The 18,101-nt window shown below is 72.9% G+C and carries 15 protein-coding genes; 7 read left to right on the plus strand and 8 right to left on the minus strand.

Translation table 11 applies throughout. From position 1 onward, the window contains the following. Positions 1 to 8: 8 nt before the first annotated feature. A complete protein-coding gene (locus ACO4JP_RS07040; protein ID WP_425956667.1) occupies positions 9 to 998 on the minus strand; it encodes a metal ABC transporter solute-binding protein, Zn/Mn family in 990 nt (329 codons plus the stop codon). A 178-nt stretch (positions 999 to 1,176) separates the two neighbouring features. On the opposite strand from ACO4JP_RS07040, the gene ACO4JP_RS07045 reads away from it, so the two are divergent. Then, a complete protein-coding gene (locus ACO4JP_RS07045; RefSeq protein WP_425956668.1) occupies positions 1,177 to 2,577 on the plus strand; it encodes a glycine--tRNA ligase in 1,401 nt (466 codons plus the stop codon). Positions 2,578 to 2,660: 83 nt separating this feature from the next. Here ACO4JP_RS07045 and ACO4JP_RS07050 read toward each other — a convergent pair whose 3' ends face one another. From ACO4JP_RS07050 to ACO4JP_RS07070, 5 genes are all read right to left on the minus strand, one after another. Next, a complete protein-coding gene (locus tag ACO4JP_RS07050) occupies positions 2,661 to 2,813 on the minus strand; it encodes a hypothetical protein (protein WP_425956669.1) in 153 nt (50 codons plus the stop codon). Positions 2,814 to 2,906: 93 nt separating this feature from the next. After that, positions 2,907 to 4,364, minus strand: a complete 1,458-nt coding sequence (locus ACO4JP_RS07055) for an MFS transporter (protein ID WP_425956670.1) — start codon at positions 4,362 to 4,364, stop codon at positions 2,907 to 2,909. Between the two features lie 164 nt (positions 4,365 to 4,528). Beyond that, the gene (locus tag ACO4JP_RS07060; protein ID WP_425956671.1) at positions 4,529 to 5,296 is read right to left on the minus strand and encodes an amino acid ABC transporter ATP-binding protein; all 768 of its coding nucleotides are present in this window, start codon (positions 5,294 to 5,296) and stop codon (positions 4,529 to 4,531) included. Beyond that, positions 5,296 to 6,144 carry an amino acid ABC transporter permease gene (locus tag ACO4JP_RS07065; RefSeq protein WP_425956672.1) on the minus strand — a complete coding sequence of 283 codons (849 nt, stop codon included), beginning with the start codon at positions 6,142 to 6,144 and terminating at the stop codon, positions 5,296 to 5,298. The genes ACO4JP_RS07060 and ACO4JP_RS07065 overlap by 1 nt, the downstream gene beginning before the upstream one ends. After that, entirely contained in the window at positions 6,144 to 6,998 is an 855-nt protein-coding gene (locus ACO4JP_RS07070) for a transporter substrate-binding domain-containing protein (RefSeq protein WP_425956673.1), read from the minus strand. The genes ACO4JP_RS07065 and ACO4JP_RS07070 overlap by 1 nt, the downstream gene beginning before the upstream one ends. 129 nt (positions 6,999 to 7,127) lie before the next feature. Between ACO4JP_RS07070 and ACO4JP_RS07075 the strand changes: the two genes are divergently transcribed. From ACO4JP_RS07075 to ACO4JP_RS07100, 6 genes are all read left to right on the plus strand, one after another. Beyond that, positions 7,128 to 8,060, plus strand: coding sequence for an ABC transporter ATP-binding protein (locus tag ACO4JP_RS07075; protein ID WP_425956674.1), 933 nt, complete (start codon positions 7,128 to 7,130; stop codon positions 8,058 to 8,060). Beyond that, entirely contained in the window at positions 8,057 to 8,866 is an 810-nt protein-coding gene (locus tag ACO4JP_RS07080; RefSeq protein WP_425956675.1) for an ABC transporter permease, read from the plus strand. The genes ACO4JP_RS07075 and ACO4JP_RS07080 overlap by 4 nt, the downstream gene beginning before the upstream one ends. Before the next feature lie 29 nt (positions 8,867 to 8,895). Next, complete coding sequence (locus ACO4JP_RS07085) at positions 8,896 to 10,104, plus strand: sensor histidine kinase (protein ID WP_425956676.1); 1,209 nt, start codon at positions 8,896 to 8,898, stop codon at positions 10,102 to 10,104. Then, positions 10,101 to 10,706, plus strand: a complete 606-nt coding sequence (locus ACO4JP_RS07090; protein WP_425956677.1) for a response regulator — start codon at positions 10,101 to 10,103, stop codon at positions 10,704 to 10,706. Before ACO4JP_RS07085 ends, ACO4JP_RS07090 begins: the two co-directional genes overlap by 4 nt. A 32-nt stretch (positions 10,707 to 10,738) precedes the next feature. Beyond that, positions 10,739 to 11,929, plus strand: a complete 1,191-nt coding sequence (dusB, locus tag ACO4JP_RS07095; RefSeq protein ID WP_425956678.1) for a tRNA dihydrouridine synthase DusB — start codon at positions 10,739 to 10,741, stop codon at positions 11,927 to 11,929. 135 nt (positions 11,930 to 12,064) lie between these two features. Then, positions 12,065 to 15,016: a M4 family metallopeptidase gene (locus ACO4JP_RS07100; RefSeq protein ID WP_425956679.1), complete on the plus strand. Its 2,952-nt coding sequence runs from the start codon at positions 12,065 to 12,067 to the stop codon at positions 15,014 to 15,016. Between the two features lie 76 nt (positions 15,017 to 15,092). Here the strand turns inward: ACO4JP_RS07100 and ACO4JP_RS07105 are convergent, their stop codons facing one another. Continuing rightward, complete coding sequence (locus ACO4JP_RS07105) at positions 15,093 to 16,829, minus strand: glycoside hydrolase family 13 protein (RefSeq protein WP_425956680.1); 1,737 nt, start codon at positions 16,827 to 16,829, stop codon at positions 15,093 to 15,095. Beyond that, entirely contained in the window at positions 16,826 to 17,893 is a 1,068-nt protein-coding gene (locus tag ACO4JP_RS07110) for a LacI family DNA-binding transcriptional regulator (RefSeq protein ID WP_425956681.1), read from the minus strand. The genes ACO4JP_RS07105 and ACO4JP_RS07110 overlap by 4 nt, the downstream gene beginning before the upstream one ends. Positions 17,894 to 18,101 lie beyond the last annotated feature (208 nt).

The raw sequence follows: 18,101 nt of genomic DNA on the forward strand, positions 1-18,101 counted from the left end.
TTCTGCGATCACTGGGCCACGAGTCCTTCCTGGAGGGTGCGGAGGTTGCGCTGCATGACGGTGACGTAGTCCTCGCCGGCGTCGATCTTGTCCTGGGTCAGGCCCTCGAGCGTGTCGAGCACCGCGGCCCGGAGGCCCTGGTCCGAGGCGAGAGTCTGCACGACGCGCGGGCTCACGAGCGTCTCGTAGAACAGCGTGGCGACGTGGTGGTCGCGGGCGATCTGGCCGATCTCGCGCAGGCGGGCCGGCGACGGCTCGGTGTTGTGGTCCAGGCCGGTGATGCCGACCTGCTCGAGGCCGTACCGCTGGGCGAGGTAGCCGAACGCGGTGTGGTTGGTGATCAGCGTGGCGCCCGCGAACGGGGCCAGGCCGTCGGCGAGCTCCTGGTCGAGGGCCTGCAGGCGGTCCTCCAGGTCCGCGGCGTTCGCGTTGAAGGTCTCGGCGTTGGCCGGGTCGGCGGCGGCGAGCGCGTCCGCGACGGGCTGGGCCAGCCTGGCCAGCAGCGTCGGGTCGAGCCAGAAGTGCGGGTCGTCGCCGGCCGGGTCGCCGTGGCCGTGGGTGTCGTGCGAGTGCGAGTCGTACTCGCCGCCGACGTCGGTGCCGTGGTCGTGGGCCTGGTCGCCACCGGTGACCGACGCGGAGAGGAGCGTCACGTGGTCGGCTGCGTCGACCAGGTTGGCGGGCCGGCGCTGGGCGATGGCGTCGTCGACGGCCGGCTGGAAGCCCGAGAGGTAGACGACGACGTCGGCGAGGCCGAGCTCGCGGGCCCTGGCGAGCGAGAGCTCGAGGTCGTGCGGGTCGGCCGCCGGCGGCGTCAGGTTCTCGACGTCCACCAGGTCGCCGCCCACCTGCTCGGAGACGAACTGCAGCGGGTAGAACGATGCGAGCACCTGGACGCGGCCGTCGCCCTCGGTGGCGGCGGCGGAGTCGCAGGCCGTGAGGACGAGGGGGGCGAGCAGGGCGGTGGCGGCAAGGGCGGCGATTCGTCGCAGGCGCATGAGAATGATTTTCAGTACAACTGAGAACCATTGTCAACTGAGGGCGCGCCGTGAGCGCCGGGGACGCACGCGCAGCGCGCCCGCCACGGGGCGCCGCGTAGGCTGGGGCGCCGACGCCGACCGGCGTCGCCGCACCGTCCGCCGGAGCCACCGGCGGCCGACCCCCAGGAGTGATCACGTGGCCGCTGCGCCGTCCGCTACCGCCCGTCTCGACGCCGTCGTCTCCCTCGCCAAGCGCCGGGGTTTCGTCTTCCCGTCGGGCGAGATCTACGGAGGCACGCGCTCCGCGTGGGACTACGGGCCCTTGGGCGTCGAGCTCAAGGAGAACATCAAGCGCCAGTGGTGGAAGGCGATGACGCGGCGCGACGACGTCGTCGGCATCGACTCCGCCGTGATCCTGCCGCGGCAGGTGTGGGTGGCCTCGGGCCACGTGGGCGTGTTCACCGACCCGCTGACCGAGTGCCTCAGCTGCCACAAGCGCTTCCGCGCAGACCACATGCAGGAGGAGCTCGCGGAGAAGAAGGGCATCGCGGACCCGGAGTCGATCTCGCTCGACACCATCGCGTGCCCCAACTGCGGCACGCGCGGCCAGTGGACCGAGCCGCGCGACTTCAACATGATGCTCAAGACCTACCTCGGCCCGGTCGAGGACGAGTCCGGCCTGCACTATCTGCGTCCCGAGACGGCCCAGGGCATCTTCGTGAACTTCCAGAACGTGGCCGCCGCCTCGCGCCAGAAGCCGCCGTTCGGCATCGCGCAGATCGGCAAGTCGTTCCGCAACGAGATCACGCCGGGCAACTTCATCTTCCGCACGCGCGAGTTCGAGCAGATGGAGATGGAGTTCTTCGTCGTCCCGGGCACGGACGCCGACTGGCACCAGTACTGGATCGACCAGCGCACCGCCTGGTACACCGACCTCGGCATCGACCCCGAGAACCTGCGCCACTACGAGCACCCGCAGGACAAGCTCTCGCACTACTCGACCCGCACGGTCGACATCGAGTACCGCTTCGGCTTCCAGGGCTCCGAGTGGGGCGAGCTCGAGGGCGTCGCCAACCGCACCGACTTCGACCTCAAGACGCACTCGGAGCACTCGGGCAAGGACCTGATGTACCGCGACCCGGTGACGAACGAGAAGTACTACCCGTACGTCGTCGAGCCCGCCGCCGGTCTCACCCGATCGCTCATGGCCTTCCTGGTCGAGGCCTACGACGAGGACGAGGCGCCGAACACCAAGGGCGGCGTCGACAAGCGCACCGTGCTGCACCTCGACCCGCGCCTGGCCCCGGTCAAGGCCGCCGTGCTGCCGCTGTCCAAGTCGTCCGAGCTGCTCCCGACGTCGGAGAAGCTCGCGGCCGAGCTGCGCCAGCACTGGAACGTCGACTACGACGTCACGCAGGCGATCGGCAAGCGCTACCGCCGCCAGGACGAGATCGGCACGCCGTTCTGCGTGACGGTCGACTTCGAGACCCTGGACGACCAGGCGGTCACGATCCGCCACCGCGACACGATGTCGCAGGAGCGGGTCGCGCTGTCGCAGGTCGCGGAGTACCTCGGGGCTCGGCTGCTGGGCGCCTGAACCAGGCCTCTGACGGCGAAGGGCCGGACCCTGAGGGGTCCGGCCCTTCTTGCGCTCACGTCACCGCGCCTCACGTCACCGCACTACGTGCGGGCGCGCGTCCTGGTGAACAGGTAACCGAGCAGGCTGACGACGAGCACGATGACCCCGATCCAGATCAGGATCTTGGCGATCCCTGCGAGGCCGAGTACGAGCAGGACGATGCCAGCGATGATCAGCACGAGCCACAGCGGCACGGTGACCTCCTTCTCCGGTCGACGCCCTGGTGGCGCCGTTCCTTCGACCGTCGCAGGATCCCGGACAACTCGCACGGGAAGCCGAGGACCGCCTCAGTGCTCGACCTGCTTCGGGAGGACGAAGACCAGCGCAAATGCGAGCACGGCCAGGGCCGCCGAGACCGCCATCGCCATGGAGGCCGCGTGCACGAACGTGTCCGCGACGACCTCCGGCGTCGGGCGGCCGGGCGGGAAGTCGAGCGCGCCGAACAGCACCGAGCCGATGACGGCGATGCCCGCCGCCGAGCCGATGCGCTGCGCGGTGCCGACGACGCCGGACGCCGCGCCGGCCTCGGTCCGGTTCACGGTGGCGACGATGAACTGTGCGTTCGGGGCGATGAACATGCCCGAGCCGATGCCCGCCACCAGGAGCGGCGGCAGCAGGATCCAGTGCGTGAGATCCGCGGCGGGGACCGTTGCGAGGATGATCCACACGGCCACGAGACCGAGCGCCACCATCCCCGTGCCGACGATCAGCACCGTGCGGCCCAGCCGGGAGGCGAGCCGGTCGCTCTGCGAGGCGCCGAGGATCGACCCGATCGCGAACGGGACGGACACGATGCCCGACTCCAGCGCGGTATGGCCCAGCCCGGCCTGCCACAGGAGCGAGATCGTGAAGAAGATGCTGGTGAACGCCGCGAAGTAGACCATCGCGAGGATCACGCCACCGGTGAAGTGCCCGTGCGTGAACAGGCGCGGCGGCACGAGCGGCGTCTTGCCCCGGCGCACGACGCCGACCTCCCACGCCCCGAACGCCGCCAGCAGCACCACGCCGCCGGCGATCGACAACCAGGTCCACAGCGGCCAGCCGGCGTCCTCGCCCTGGATGAGCGGCACGAGGATCGCGACGAGCGAGCCCGCGAGCAGGGCGAGCCCGAGGACGTCGACGCCCCGCGCTTCAGAGCCCTCGACGATGCGCGGCAGCAGCAGGATCGCGGCAGTGACGGCGATGACGCCGAACGGCAGGTTGACGAAGAAGATGGAGCGCCAGCCGTCGCCTGTGCCGAACGCCTCGATGAGCAGGCCACCGACGATCGGGCCGAGAGCCGTCGAGAAGCCGATGGTCGCGCCCATGACGGCAAACGCCCGCCCCCGCAGCGGTCCGGGGAACATGAGCTGGATGAGCGCCGTCACGGCCGGGAAGAAGGCGCCGCCGGCGAGGCCCTGGACCACGCGCGCGACGATGAGCTCGGTGGGTCCGGTCGCGAGCCCGCACCACAGGCTCGCGAGCGTGAAGCCGGTCAGCCCGATGATGAAGACCCACGCGTGCCCGAACCGGTCGCCGATCCGCCCGGCCGGGATGAGTGCGAGGCCGAACGCCAGCGCGTAGCCCGAGATGATCCACGACAGGGTCGACTCGGAGGCGTCCAGGCTGGTGCGGATGGTCGGCAGCGCGACATTGACGATGGTGGTGTCGAGTAGCGCCATGGCGACGCCGAGGAGCAGCACCGACAGGGAGAGCCAGGTGCGGCGGGGCACGGTGAGGGCGGGGGCCGCGCTCGTTTCAGTCATGGGAGTCCTTCCGGGAAGGCTCGTCGGCGACGATTTCAGGGGGCGGTCGGCAGCCGCTCGTGGAGGGTGATCGCCGGCGCGAGGCGCTTCATCGTAGGGGTCAGCCTGGTCCGCTCGGCCGGCGTCGGCCACTGGGGCCCCGGCCGCCGCGGCGTAGAGCCCGCTCATACCGTGCGGAACCGTGCCAGGAACTCCCGCGTCCGGGCCTCGCGGGGCCCGGAGAAGAACCCGTCCGCCGGCCCCTGCTCGAGCACGCGTCCTTGGTCCAGGAACACCACGCGGTCGGCCACGTCGCGCGCGAACGCCATCTCGTGCGTCGCCATCAGGATGGTCGAGCCGTGCTGCTTCAGGGACCGCACCAGGTCGAGCACCTCGCCCACGAGCTCCGGGTCGAGCGCCGACGTGATCTCGTCGAGCAGCAGGAGCTCGGGGTTGGTGGCGATCGCGCGCACGATGGCGACGCGCTGCTGCTGCCCTCCCGAGAGCGTGTCGGGGTACGAGTCGGCCTTGGCCGCTAGGCCGATCGAGGCGAGCAGCTCGCGCCCGCGCGCCTCGGCCTCGGCCCGCGAGTGCTTGTGCACGACGCGCGCCGCGAGCGTGACGTTGTCGAGCACCGACAGGTGGGGGAACAGGTTGTACGCCTGGAACACGGTGCCGATGCGCCCGCGGACGGCGTCGGCGTCGACCCGCGGGTCGGTGATGTCCTGGCCGGTGAGCAGGATCCGGCCGTCGTCCACGTGCTCGAGGAGGTTGACGGTGCGCAGCAGCGTCGACTTGCCCGACCCGCTGGGGCCGATCAGCACGACGACCTCGTGCCGGTGCACGGTGAGGTCGATGCCGCGCAGCACCTCGTGCTCGCCGAAGGCGCACCACACGTCACGCAGCTCGAGCACGGCCTCCGCGGTGGGCGATCCGTTCGAGACCCCCGTCATCAGACGATGCCCCCCGCCTGCTCGCGCTTGCGCAGCCGCGCCGAGTACCAGTCGGTCAGCCGGATCACCGGCAGCGCCAGCAGCACGAAGAGCAGCCCGGCCACCACGTAGGGCGTGAAGTCGTAGTACCGCGACGTCTCGATCTGGGCGGCGCGCACGGCGTCGACCGCGCCGAGCACCGAGATGAGGCCGACGTCCTTCTGCATCGCGACGAAGTCGTTCATGAGCGCCGGCGTCACCTTGCGCAGGGCCTGCGGCAGCACCACGCGCCGCAGCGTCTGCCCGTGCGTGAGCCCGAGCCCGCGCGCGGCCAGCCGCTGCGACGGATGGACCGCCTCGATGCCGGCCCGCCACACCTCGGCGACGTACGCGGAGTACACGAGCACGAGCGCGATGGTGCCCCAGAACGCGGCGTCCATGCGGGGGAAGATCCGCAGCCCGGGCACGCCGAAGCCCACGAGGTAGAGCACGATGATGAGCGGCAGGCCGCGGAACAGGTCGGTGTACCCGGCGGCCAGGGCCCGCAGCGGGAAGAACACGGGCCCGCGCAGCGTCCGCAGCGAGGCCACGACCAGCGACATCACCAGCACGCCGACCGCCGACACGAGCAGCACGCGGATGTTGAGCAACAGGCCGGTGAGCACCGGCCGGAAGGAGAGGCGCGCGGTCTGGAGGTCGAAGAACGAGTCGACGACGCGCGGCCATCCGGGCGTCGCCCGCAGCGCCGCGACGAGGACGACGGCGAACACGACCGTGCTGACCAGGCTCACCGCGACGGAGCGGTACCCCTGACGCTTGCGGTAGGCACGCCGCTCGAGCTCGAGCGGGCTGGGGGAGCGCGGGGGCATCAGTGCAGCACCGGGGCGGCGTCCTCGCCGCCTAGCCAGGTCTGGGCGAGCCGGTCCAGCGTGCCGTCGGCGCGCAGGGCGTCGACCGCCGCGGAGACGTTGGCCGTGAGCGGCGACCCCTTCTCGAGGACGAGACCGAACTGGTCGCCGCCGGCAGAGTCCGGCAGCTGGCCGATGATCTTGCCGCCGTCCAGCTCGGCGCCCACGAGGTAGAACGCCGTCGGCAGGTCGACGACGAGGGCGTCGATGGTGCCGTTCTGCAGCGCGAGCTTGGCGTCGTCGTTGGTGTTGAAGACCTGGGCGCCGCCGTCCGGCGCGATCGCGGCGTTGACGGCGTCGAGGCTCGTGGTGCCGGTCTGCGCACCCACGCGCAGGGGCTTGAGGTCGGCCAGCGTCGTCGCCGTCGCCGCGGGCGAGCCGTCGACCGTGATGGCGACCTGGGTCGTCTCGTAGTACGGCGGCGAGAAGTCGACGGCCTGGCGGCGCTCGTCCGTGATGGAGAACTGCTGCAGGTTGAAGTCGAAGTCCTTCGGCCCCGGGGCGATCGCCTGGTCGAACGTCGTGCGCGTCCACACGACGTCGCCCTTCGAGAAGCCCAGCCACTCCGCCACGGCGTACGCGACGGCAGCCTCGAAGCCCTTTCCGGACGCCGGGTCGTCGTCCTCGACCCACGGGGAGTAGGCGGGCTCGGCCGTCGCGATGGTCAGCTTGCCGGGCGTGACGGTCCGGGCCTCGGCGGTCAGCTGGGCCGACGGCGACGCACCGGACACCGAGCCGTCCGCCGAGCACGCAGCGAGCACGAGCGAGGCGGCGACGGCGAGGACGGTCGCGGCGGGCAGCAGGCGCAGGCGCATGCGAACAGTGTTGCGCACGGGCACCGACGTGGGGAGACGGCATCCCGGCGTCCCGCATGACGGATGTCATGCCGTGCCCGTGACAGGCGGCGGTGCCGGGGCCTGGGCGCCGGCGGCACTCTCGGAGCCATGAACACGTCATCCGCCGCCCCCGCGCTCGACCTGCGGGGGCTCGTCAAGGAGTTCCGCACCACGTCCGGCGTCGTCCGCGCCGTCGACGGCCTGGACCTGCGCATCGAGCCGGGCGAGGTGGTCGCGTTCCTCGGCCCCAACGGCGCCGGCAAGACGACCACGATCGACATGGTGCTCGGCCTCGCCGTGCCGACGGACGGCTCCGTCCAGGTGCTCGGCTCGACCCCGGAGGCGGCCGTGGGCGCCGGCCGCGTCGCCGCCGTCATGCAGACCGGCGGCCTGCTGCGCGACCTCACCGTCGCCGAGACCGTGAGCCTGACCGGAGCCCTGTTCGGGCGCGACGTCGACCCGCGGGTCTACCTCGAGCGCGCCGGCATCGCCGACCTCGCCGACCGGACGGTGGGCAAGTGCTCAGGCGGGCAGCAGCAGCGCCTGCGCTTCGCGATGGCTTTGGTGCCCGACCCGGACCTGCTCGTCCTCGACGAGCCCACCACCGGCATGGACGTCGAGGGCCGTCGCGAGTTCTGGGCCGCCATCCGCGCCGACGCCGCCCGCGGCCGCACCGTCGTCTTCGCCACCCACTACCTCGACGAGGCCGACGCCTACGCCGACCGCGTCGTCATGATCAGCCACGGCCACATCGTCGCCGATGGCACCGCCGCCGAGGTCAAGGCACTGGCCTCCGGCCGCGTGATCTCGGCCGAGCTCGACGACGACGCCGCCCGCGCCCGCGCCGCGGCAGAGCTCTCCGCGCTGGCCGGCGTCGACTCGGTCGAGGAGCGCGGCTCCCGCCTCCTGGTCCACGCCGCCGACTCCGACGCGGTCGCCCGCCACCTGCTCAACCACACCCCCGCGCGCGACCTCGAGATCGCCGCCCACAACCTCGAGGACGCGTTCGTCGCCCTCACCACCGAGAGGAGCGCGCGATGAGCGCCGCCGTCAGCACCGCCGTCGAGACGCCGCGAGCCACGCGGCCCGCCCCGCCGAGAGGGCTCGCCACGCTCGTCAACACCCGCTACCTGCGCATCGAGCTGCGCCGCCTGGTGCGCAACCGCCGCGCGATGTTCTTCTCGCTGCTGATGCCGCCGGTGTTCTTCCTCATCTTCGGCACCGCCTCGGCCTACCGGACCACGATGGTCGGCCCGCACGCGAACGTCACGGCCTACGTCGCCGTCTCGATGGCCCTGTACGGGGCGATGCTCGCGTCCGTCTCGGGCGGCGCGAGCGTCTCGGTCGAGCGCGCCCAGGGCTGGACGCGGCAGCTGCGCCTGACGCCCCTGCGGCCCGCCGCGTACGTCGTGACCAAGCTCGGCGGGGCGCTCGCCCTCGGCGCGGTGTCGATCGCCGTCACGCTCACCATCGGCGCCTTCTCGCACGCCCAGATGAGCGCGGCCGCGTGGGTCGGGTGCGCGCTGCTCGCCTGGGCCGGGTCGGTCGTGTTCGCCGCGTTCGGCCTGTTCATGGGATACCTGCTGCCCACCGAGAACGTCATGCAGGTGCTCGGCCCCGTCACCGCGCTGCTGGCCTTCGCCGGCGGCCTGTTCGTGCCGCTCGACAAGGGCTCGCTCTTCTACGACATCGCCCAGTTCACCCCAACCTACGGGCTGGCCCAGCTGGTGCGCTGGCCGCTCGGCGGCGACTTCTCCTGGGTCGCCGTGGTCAACGTCGTCGCCTGGGCCGTGGTGTTCGGCGTCGGCGCCGCGTGGCGGTTCCGCCGCGACACCGCGCGCGTCTGAACCGCTGGCGAATGTGGGACCGTGTGCCCGTGACCACATCTGACGCGCCCGACGACGCGCGGCAGGACGCCGGCGGCCGCGCCCCCTGGTGGGGCGGGCCGATGGTGCGCGGACCGGGGACGGCGCCGTTCGGCCGCTCCACCTACTGGCGCCGGTTCGGCCCCCTGCTCGGGCTGGTGTGGCTCGTGTTCCTCGCCGAGCCGCTCACCGCGTCCCTCGACGCCGACACCAACGCCCTGCGCGTGCTCGGCGTCGTCGGCGTCGCCGGGGTCGGCCTGCTGTTCGCCTTGTCCGTCTACACCTTCCGGTTCAGGGAGATCCCGCGGCGCGTCGTGGTCGGGATCCTCGCCGCCCAGACGGCGTGCGTCGTCCCGATGACACTCGCTGCCCACCAGCACGGGCTCGTCGGGCTCGTGTTCGTCAGCGTCACGGCCGTCTTCCTCGTCGCGCGGCCGCCCGTGCTCGCGCTGGCCGCCGCCATCGCCGTCCTGCTCCTCGTCGTGCCCCGGCTCGTGCCCGGGTGGGAGACCGAGGACTCGACGGCGGTGTCGGCCGTGCTGGCGAGCCTCGCGGTGTTCGGCTTCACCCAGCTCGTCGCCCGCAACCGGCAGCTCTTCGCCGCCCAGGAGGAGGTCGCGACGCTCGCCGCGGCCCAGGAGCGCGAGCGCATCGCACGGGACGTGCACGACGTCGTCGGGCACTCGCTCACCGTGGTCTCGGTCAAGGCCGAGCTCGCCGCCCGGCTCCTGCGGGACGACCCCGACCGGGCCGCCGCCGAGCTCGCCGACATCCAGCGGCTCACGCGCGCGGCGCTCGCGGACGTGCGCAGCATGGTCACGGGCGCCCGGGTCGTGACCCTGCCCGGCGAGCTCGCCGCGGCGCGCGCCGCGTTCGACGCCGCCGGCATCGAGGCGCGCCTGCCCGGCGCCGTCGACGCCGTCCCCGCCGACCGCCAGGCGCTCTTCGGCTGGGCGCTGCGCGAGGCGACCACCAACGTATTGCGGCACTCGCTCGCGCACCGCGTCGTCGTCACGCTCGACGCCGACACGCTCACGGTCGACGACGACGGGCGCGGGCCGGACCGTGACGCGGCCGGGGACGGCAACGGGCTGCGCGGGCTCGCCGAGCGCGCCCGGGCGGCGGGCGCGACGCTCGCGACGAGCCGCGGCCCGCTCGGGGGCTTCCGCGTCGCCGTCCGGTTCGCCCCTGACACCACCGACGAGAGGGCCGCCTCGTGATCCGCCTGCTGCTGGCCGACGACCAGGCCCTGGTGCGCGGCGCCCTCGCCGCGCTGCTCGACCTCGAGGCCGACCTCAGCGTCGTCGCCCAGGTAGGCCGCGGCGACGAGGTGGTGGACGCCGCGCGCGCCTCGGGCGCCGACGTCGCGCTGCTCGACGTCGAGATGCCCGGCCTCGACGGGATCGCGGCCGCCGCGGCGCTGCGCGAGCAGGTGCCGGGGTGCCGCGCGCTCATCGTCACGACGTTCGGCCGGCCCGGGTACCTGCGCCGCGCGCTCGACGCCGGGGCCTCCGGGTTCGTGGTCAAGGACACGCCGGCCGAGCAGCTCGCCGACGCCGTGCGGCGCGTGCACTCCGGGTTGCGCGTCGTCGACCCGGACCTCGCCGTCGCGACCCTCGCCGCGGGCGACAGCCCGCTGACCGACCGCGAGCGCGCGGTGCTCCGGCTCGCCGAGGACGGCAGGACCGTCGCGCAGATCGCGCGCTCCGCGTTCCTGTCGGAGGGCACGGTACGCAACTACCTCTCGGCGGCCATCGGCAAGACGGGCGCGCGCACCCGGGCGGAGGCCGTGCGCCTCGCACGCGACAACGGCTGGCTCTAGGGGGCCGCGGGCCCGGTGGGAGAATGGGCGCCATGACCTCCACCACCGAGACGACCCAGCGCGTCCTCCCGCCGCTGCAGATCGGCCCGATGACGGTGGACACCCCCGTGGTCCTGGCCCCGATGGCCGGCGTCACCAACCGGGCCTTCCGCACGCTGTGCCGCGAGGCCGGGGCGTCCGTCGGTCACCACCCTGGCCTGTACGTGGCCGAGATGGTGACGTCGCGGGCCCTGGTCGAGCGCAACACCGAGGCCCTGCGCATCGTGACGTTCGGCGCCGACGAGTCGCCGCGCTCGGCGCAGGTCTACGGCGTCGACCCGGCGACCGTGGGCGCGGCGGTGAAGATCATCGCGTCGGAGGATCGGGCCGACCACGTCGACCTCAACTTCGGCTGCCCCGTGCCCAAGGTGACACGCAAGGGCGGCGGCGGTGCGCTTCCGTGGAAGCGGCGGCTCTTCACGGACATCGTGCGCGCCGCGGTCGAGGCGGCGTCGCCGTACGGGGTGCCGGTCACGATCAAGATGCGCGAGGGCATCGACGACGACCACCTCACGTACCTCGAGGCGGGCACGATCGCCGAGGGTCTCGGCGTCGCGGCGGTCGCGCTGCACGCCCGTACGGTCGCCCAGCACTACTCGGGCGAGGCGCGCTGGCCGTCGATCGCGCGGCTCAAGGAGGCTGTCACCTCGATCCCGGTGCTCGGCAACGGCGACATCTGGTCGGCCGACGACGCGCTGCGGATGGTGCGCGAGACCGGGGCGGACGGCGTCGTCGTCGGCCGCGGCTGCCAGGGGCGACCGTGGCTCTTCGCCGACCTCGCCGCGGCGTTCCACGGCGAGACTGTGCGCGTGCAGCCCACGCTGCGCGAGGTCGCCGAGACGATCTACCGGCACGGCGAGCTGATGATCGCGTACTACGAGGGCGACGAGGGCAAGGGCGTGCGCGACCTGCGCAAGCACATGGCCTGGTACCTCAAGGGCTACGCCGTCGGGGGCGAGGCGCGGCACGCGCTCGCGCTCGTCTCGACGCTGGCCGAGCTGCGCGAGCGCCTGGACGCGCTGGGCGACGCCCCGTACCCGGGCGAGGCCGCCGAGGGTCAGCGGGGCCGTGCCGGCACCCCGAAGGCGCCGCACCTGCCGTACGGCTGGCTCGACTCGCGCGAGCTGGACGCGGAGTGGGAAGCCAGGCTGCGAGAGGCCGAGCTGAGCGTCAGCGGCGGCTGACGCGCGCTTCTCACTTGTGCAGGTGCACAAAGTGCTCCTTGTGACGGCGGATCGCCGCCCGTGACAGTGAGCCAACCCGCGGTCCCAATGGCGTGACCGAGGGCCTGGACTCGCCCTCACGTGCAGGAGCCGCTCATGCGTAGACCCACGGCACAACGTGCCCTCGCCCTCGTGGCGACGGCCGCCCTCCTCGGAACGACAGCCCCAGCCGCGAGCGCGGCCACGTCACCGTCCGCCGGCACGACTGCGGAGGCGGAGACGGCGGCCGGCGCCCCGCAGCAGGCCACCGACACGCCCGCCCTCGTCGACGGGCTGGCCGAGCCGGTCGACGCGGCGCTCGCCCCGGACAAGGCGGCCAAGGCCCACCTCGCCGGGCACAAGGACCGCTACAAGATCGCCGACCCGTCCGGCACGCTCGTCACCGCGAGCGTGGACACCGAGGGCACCCGCGAGACCGTCCGCCTGGACCAGCAGTACCAGGGCCTGCCCGTCTTCGGGGCGCAGTACGTCGTGCGCATGGAGAAGAAGGGCGGCACGCGCACGGTCACGGGCACGTCGGGCACCTACTACACGCACCTCGACGTCGACACCTCGGCCGCCGGGCTGACGGCGGACCAGGCCGTCGCCCGCGCGGTGCAGGACGTGCGCCGGAGCCTGCACCCGGGCGCGGCCGTCGTCGCGGGCGGGGTGCGGCCCGGCACCAAGCCCGGCGCGGCCGGTAGCGGCCTGACCGGCAAGGACCAGGGCCTCGTGGTCATGCCGTCCGGCACGGGCGCGCTCGCCCGTCACGTGCTGGTCAGCGGCTCGGACGCGGCGTCCGGGCAGCCGGTCGCGCGCGACGTGTACGTGAGCGCGACCTCCGGCGTGACCCTGCTCAGCGTCAGCCGCATCAAGACCGTCGCCGCCCCGCAGCAGGTCGCGCCGGCCGCCGGTGCGGCTGGTGCGAGCACCGCGCCCCAGAGCGTCACCGAGCCGGCGCCGTCGGGCACCGGCGTGACGCAGGTCGTCGGCGAGGGCACCACGCTGCACGGGGCCACCGTGCCGCTCCCGCTGGAGCGCGTGGACGGCACGGGCACCTACCTCACGGTGGACCTGAGCCACAGCCTGGCCGACGGCCGCACCGTCCCGATCACCACCTGGGACGCCCGGGCGCAGGACTACTACACGCTCGCGTACACGGAGTGGCCCGAGGACCTCGCGCCGTTCGCGGCGCCGTCGAGCAGCATCGGTGGCGAGCTCACCGACGCCGGCGCCGTCGACGCGGCCTGGGACGCGGCGAAGGTCTTCGAGTGGTGGAACACCGAGCTGGGGCGCAACAGCCTGGACGACGCCGGCATGCCGATCAACTCGCTCGTGGGCATCACGTACGGCGGCAACCCGTTCGTCAACGCGTACTGGGACGGCACCCGGATGGTGTATGGCACCGGCGACGCCGAGTACCTCCCGCTGGCCGCGGACCTCGACGTCGTCGGCCACGAGATGACGCACGGCGTCGTGGAGCACACCGCGAACCTCGTGTACGCCGGCCAGCCGGGTGCGCTCAACGAGGCCATCGCCGACTACTTCGGCAACGCCATCGACGTGGACGCGTCCGGCCAGTCGATGTCCGACCCGCAGGCCAGCCTGCTCGGCGGCGACCTGTGCCGCACGCTGGGCCCGACCGACTGCGCGTTCCGCAACCTGGACGACGGCGCCACCACCGCCAGCTTCCAGCACCTCATGGACACGCCACAGATGGACGACGGCGGCGTGCACCTCAACTCGACGATCGTGTCGGGCGCGCTGTGGGACCTGCGGCAGGCGTTCGGCGGCGCGGTCGCCGACAAGATCGTGTACCGGGCGCTGACGGACTACCTCACGCCGTCGGCCGACTTCGTGGACGCGCGTGACGCCGTGATCGCCTCGGCGACCTCGTTCGGCCTCAAGGGCAAGGACCTCAAGACGGTCCAGAACGCGTTCGACTCGCGCGGCATCACCGCCAAGTGGGAGTCCAGCCTGTACGGCAAGGGCACCACCATGCTGGTCGACCGGCTCAACACCGGGATGTACCACGACATGCAGGCGAGCATCGCCGGCGGGTACTTCGCCGTCGCGCGCGAGGACGACAACCACACCGAGGCGCCGTCGATCTGGGTGGGACGCACCGACGCGAGCGTCGCGCCGTACCGCATCTCCCCGAACGACGGGAACTACCACGGGTTCGCGCAGACGGACGGCAAGCGGGTCGTCTGGCTGACGGTCGGGTACGACGCCGGCTCGCCGACCGGTGAGGTCGACCGGATTCTCTCGGCGCCCGTCCAGGGCGGCGAGGTGAAGGAGCTGTACCGCACGTACTGGCCGATCAGCGGCCTGGGCGCGGACAGTGACCTTGTGGCATGGAGCGAGCTCGACTCCACGCAGTACCTCGACGTCGTGCACTACCTCAAGGGACGCTCCTCGACGGTGCACACCGTCGAGCACGACTGGTTCGGGCCCGCGACCGCGCCGTCGGTCAAGGACGGCAGGATCTCCTACGTCCGGTACGAGGTGTTCCTGCACCCGCAGGACTCCAGCTGGGACTGGGCGCTCGGCGCCGAGGTGTACGACACGGCGACCGGCACGACGACGCTCGCCGGCCTCGACCCGGGGGCCGAGACCATGAGCTACCCGTCGCTGTCCAGCACCGGCGTCGCGTGGGTGACGGACACCGACGAGGGCACGTGGACCGCGGACGGGCCCAGCCAGGCCGCGTTCAACGACTCCGTGCGGCTGTTCGACTTCGCCACCGGCACCAGCCGCCTGCTCTTCGACGAGAACTCGCCGCAGGCGGTCCGGGCCGACGTGCTCACGCTGTCCGACACGACCCTCACCATCACGGAGGAGGCTCCCGTCGAGGTCTGGATGGCGACGAACGGCTACCCCAGCGACGCGCTCAACCCGAAGCTCCAGCAGTACACGTTCGACGGGACGTACGTCGGCCCGGCCTCGTGCAGCCCGGGTGCGCAGATGTTCGCCACGGCGGGGCTCGGGCGGACGGTCGTCTACAAGGACTCGTCGGCCGCCGGCTTCGGCCTCGCGATCGCGACGGGCGTCAAGTCCTGCAAGTGACGGACGGGTAGGCGTCGCTCGCACGAGCGGCGGCGTGCCGGGGCCCCTGGTATCGGGGCCCCGGCACGCTGGCGTGTCACCCTTCCAGCCACACCGTCACGTCGGCCGGCAGCGTCCCGCCGCCGGGCAGCTCGGCCGACGCCAGCAGCACCCGCGCGTCCGCGGGCAGGGCTACCGCCCCCGCCCCGAGGTTCGCCAGCACGACGACGCCACCCGCGTCCGTGCGGAACGTGCGGAACGCGACGACGTCGTCCGTGAACCCGGGCAGCCACTCGAGGCCGCCCGCGCCGAGCGCTCGCCGGCGGCGCTGCGTGAGCGCCGCGCGGTACAGCTCCAGCGTGGAGCCCGGCACCCCGGCCTGCGCGTCCGCCGCGTACGCGGCCCAGCCGGCGGGCTGCGGCAGCCACGTCTTGCCGGTCGGGGAGAAGCCGAAGCCCGGCTCGCCCGCCGCCCACGGGATGGGGACGCGGCAACCGTCGCGGCCGGCCTCGGCGTGCTCGGTGCGGAAGTACGCGGGGTCCTCGCGGACGTCGTCGGGCAGCGTGGTGTGCTCGGGCAGGCCGAGCTCCTCGCCCTGGTACAGGTACGCGGACCCGGGCAGGGCCAGCATGAACAGCGTCGCCGCCCGGGCGCGGCGCAGGCCGAGGGCCTCGTCGGGCTGCGGGTCGGTCGCGAACAGGCCGTTGGGGCGCGAGCCGGGCACGGCGAGGCCGAAGCGCGACGCGTGGCGCACGACGTCGTGGTTCGAGAGCACCCAGGTGGCGGGCGCGCCGACGGCGTCCAGCGACCGGAGCGACTCGGTGATCACCGCCCGGTACTCGGCGGCGTCCCAGCGCGAGGTGAGGAACGAGAAGTTGAAGGCCTGCTGCATCTCGTCGTCGCGCACGTACCGCGCGAGGCGCGACAGCGGCTCGACCCACGCCTCGGCGACGAGCGCGCGGGAGTACCGCTCGCCGTCGACGGCGCCGTCGAACTCGTCCAGGACCCGCCGCCAGGAGCGGTAGATCTCGTGGACGCCGTCCTGGTCGAACATCGGGCCGCTCTCGGTCGCGGGCGTCGAGCCGTCCTCGGGCGCGCCGGGGTCGGTGCTGCCGTCGACCATCGCGACCTGGCCGCCCCAGTCGGGCAGGCCGTCGGCCTTGACCAGGCCGTGGGCGACGTCCACGCGAAACCCGTCGACCCCCCGTCTCAGCCAGAACCGCAGGACGTCCTCGAGCTCGGCGCGCACCTCGGGGTTGGTCCAGTCGAGATCGGGCTGAGAGGAGTCGAACAGGTGGAGGTACCACTGGCCGTCGGACGCCCCTGAGCCCGTCGAAGGGTCGACGCGCGTCCAGGCCTGACCGCCGAAGACCGACGTCCAGTTGTTGGGCGGCAGCTCGCCGTTCTCGCCACGGCCGTCGCGGAACAGGTACCGGGCGCGCTCGGGCGAGCCCGGCGCGGCGGCCAGCGCGGCCTGGAACCAGACGTGCTCCGACGAGGTGTGGTTCGGCACGAGGTCGACGACGACGCGCAGGCCGAGCTCGTGCGCCCGGGCGAGGAGGGCGTCGGCGTCCGCGAGCGTGCCGAACAGCGGGTCGACGTCGCGGTAGTCGGCGACGTCGTACCCGGCGTCGCGCTGCGGCGAGCGGTAGAACGGGCTGAGCCAGACGGCGTCGACCCCGAGCGCGGCGAGGTGGTCGAGGCGGGCCGTGATGCCGGCCAGGTCACCGATGCCGTCGCCGTCCGCGTCGGCGAAGGAGCGCGGGTACACCTGGTAGATGACGGCCGTACGCCACCACTCGGCGGTGGGGAACGGCTCGTGGACGGTCGTCATGCTTCTCCTCGGACGGTGGTGGTGCGCGGCGTGGGCGCGGCGCCGGTGGACCCCCGGACTACCAGCTCCGGCTCGACGAGCAGCTCGGCGCGAGGCGCTCGCTCACCGCGGATCTCGGACAGCAGCATCGACACCGCGACGCGGCACAGGGACAGCACGGGCTGGCGCACGGTCGTCAGCGGGGGATTCGTGAACGCCATGAGGGGCGAGTCGTCGTAGCCGACGACCGAGACGTCCTCGGGCACGCGCAGGCCTCGTGCGTGCGCGGCGCGGATCGCGCCGAGCGCCATGAGGTCGGAGGCGCACACGAGGGCCGTGTGCCCGGACTCGATCAGCTCGTTGGCGGCGGCCTGCCCGCCCTCGACGGTGTAGAGGGTGGTGACGACATGGCGAGAGGCGTCGGCCGCGTCGCTGGCGAGGCCTGAGTCGACGAGCGCGTCGACGAACCCGGTCCGCTTGCGCTGCGACGGGATGAACCGCTGCGGCCCGAGCGCCAGGCCGATCCGGCGGTGGCCCTGGGCCACGAGGTGCCGCACGGCCAGGCGCGACGCCGCCGGCTCGTCGGTCGAGACCTGGGGGGCGTCGACCTCGGGTGCGTACCCCCCGACGAGGACCACGGGGATGCCGCGGTCGCGCAGGTGCTGGTAGCGCGCGCGGCTGGCCGTCGTGTCGGCGTGCAGCCCCGAGACGAAGAGGATGCCGTCGACGCCGTGGTCGCCGAGCGACTCGATGTACTCGTCCTCCGTGGTTCCGCCGGGGGACTGGGTGCAGAGCAAGGGCGTGTAACCGGCCTGGGCGAGCAGCGACTCGGCGGCCTGGGCGATCGCGGGGAACACGGGGTTGGTGAGCTCGGGCACGACCAGGCCCACGAGACCGGCTGCGCGCGCGCCCGGCGCGTGGGGCCGTTCGTAGCCGAGCACGTCGAGGGCCGCGAGCACGGCCTGGCGGGTCTCCGCGGAGACGACGCTCTTGCCGTTGAGGACGCGCGACACGGTCGCCGTCGAGACGCCGGCGTGGGCGGCGATGTCGGCGAGCCGGGTGCGCCCGGGGGCGGCGGTGGGCACGGGACCTCCCTGTTCCGTCAGAGGTCCCGACCGTCGCGACCCCGGACGATCCTGCCCTGTCGGCGCGATGAGTGCAACGAACGATGCAATTTTGCTGCACGCGTTGCATGGCTGGTACACCGATGCGACGTCGCCCGGCTCGTCGCCCCTATCCTCACCGTCGTGGATCTACTGAGCTTCATCGCGTCGTTCGGCGAGCTCATCCTCG

Source organism: Xylanimonas sp. McL0601, assembly GCF_049852175.1.
Classification (GTDB): Bacteria; Actinomycetota; Actinomycetes; order Actinomycetales; family Cellulomonadaceae; genus Xylanimonas.